The organism is Paenibacillus ihuae (assembly GCF_001368795.1).
Taxonomy (GTDB): Bacteria; Bacillota; Bacilli; order Paenibacillales; family Paenibacillaceae; genus Paenibacillus_AQ; species Paenibacillus_AQ ihuae.
On the sequence record NZ_LN831198.1, the window covers coordinates 1,008,285 to 1,009,705 of the forward strand.

A 1,421-nucleotide genomic window follows, 5' to 3' on the forward strand; every position below is an offset into this window, starting at 1 on the left:
ACTGCGGACTGCTTATTTTCGACCTGGATAAGCAAAAATATGTGATTGCAGGAGGAAGCGGCTGCGGCTGCTCAGCCGTTGTAACTTATGGACATATTCTTAAACGGATGAAAAAAGGAGAGCTGAAGCGTGTGCTTATCGTGGCAACCGGAGCACTGCTGTCACCGCTGTCTTACCAGCAGGGGGAGAGCATTCCCTGCGTGGCGCATGCCGTAGCCCTGGAGAGCGGAGGTGAAGAGCAGTGATCTATTTATGGGCGTTTCTTATTGGCGGGGCAATTTGCGTAATCGGCCAATTGATGTTCGATGTGCTCGCACTGACCCCCGCCCACACGATGAGTACACTCGTAGTGGCGGGTGCGGTAGCCGATGCGTTCGGGCTGTATGATCCGCTTGTGAAATTTGCCGGAGCCGGAGCCAGTGTGCCGATTACGAGCTTCGGGAACTCCTTGGTACATGGTGCATTGACGGAATTGGAACGGGATGGCTGGGTTGGCGTGGTAACAGGTATTTTCGATGTGACGAGCGCCGGGATATCCTCGGCAATTGTCTTTTCCTTCCTGGCAGCGCTGGTCGTAAGACCGAAGGGTTAGAGGTTTTGAACAGGTTGGAACTAAGATCGCCGTAAAGGTGGTCTTTTTTTTTGCTGTGCCCAATCTAGGATATAAATAAATTGTCGAATATTGACGATATAAACTCTGGATAATATAAAAATGACAGGGGACGTGCAAAGGTTGCAGAATCAGCGGAAAATGGATTTATTCTGGGTGAGAAACAAAATTATTATTACTATTTTTTGGGTAGTAACTGTGGTTGGGGTGATTCTTGCCTTTCAGATTCCCAAGCTTTGGGGTACAAGCGCAGTCGCTGTTCCGCTGGCAGTGGCACTAACTGCATGCAATTGGAAACGAGAAGGCGTACTTGTAATTCCATGGATAATTACAGCAGTCTTAACGTTGATGGCTTTCTATTTAACCTTAAGCTCTGTGAATAGTTTGGTGGTATTGCTGCTCTGTTCTCTGCTGCTGCTCTATCCGCACTATAAATATTATGCGGTTTCAGCAGCTGTGAGTGCTGCCAATATTCTGGTCCAGCTGTTAAGCGGAGCTGAAGTCTCAGGTACTGACAGCAAACTGATGATCTATATTACAAGCTTAGGGCTGTACCTCATAATCAGCGTCGTACTGCTGGTCGTCTCTTACCTGAACCTGAAGCTGGAGGTTCAAAGCGAACGCCAGCGGCAGCAGGTGGAAACAGCTGGAAGTCAGGTAGAGTACCTACTCAGCCGAGTGAAAACTGCGGTGGACGGTCTGTACGAATTCACAGGCAGATTCAAAGAAGAAGTAGAAATGACAGGGGCAATAACAAGCGAAGTGGCAATCGGATTCCAGGAGGTCTCCAAAGGAATTGAGTATCAGGCAA

General features: G+C 48.6%; 1 protein-coding gene and 2 pseudogenes. All 3 read left to right on the top strand.

Annotated elements, in window-relative coordinates; translation table 11 throughout:
* Positions 1-245, top strand: a pseudogene (locus AQR02_RS04455) (stage V sporulation protein AD); the annotation flags it as partial.
* Positions 242-592, top strand: a complete 351-nt coding sequence (spoVAE, locus tag AQR02_RS04460; protein ID WP_054939558.1) for a stage V sporulation protein AE — start codon at positions 242-244, stop codon at positions 590-592. The pseudogene AQR02_RS04455 and the gene spoVAE, both read left to right, overlap by 4 nt.
* Before the next feature lie 174 nt (positions 593-766).
* Positions 767-1,421, top strand: a pseudogene (locus tag AQR02_RS04465) (methyl-accepting chemotaxis protein); the annotation flags it as partial.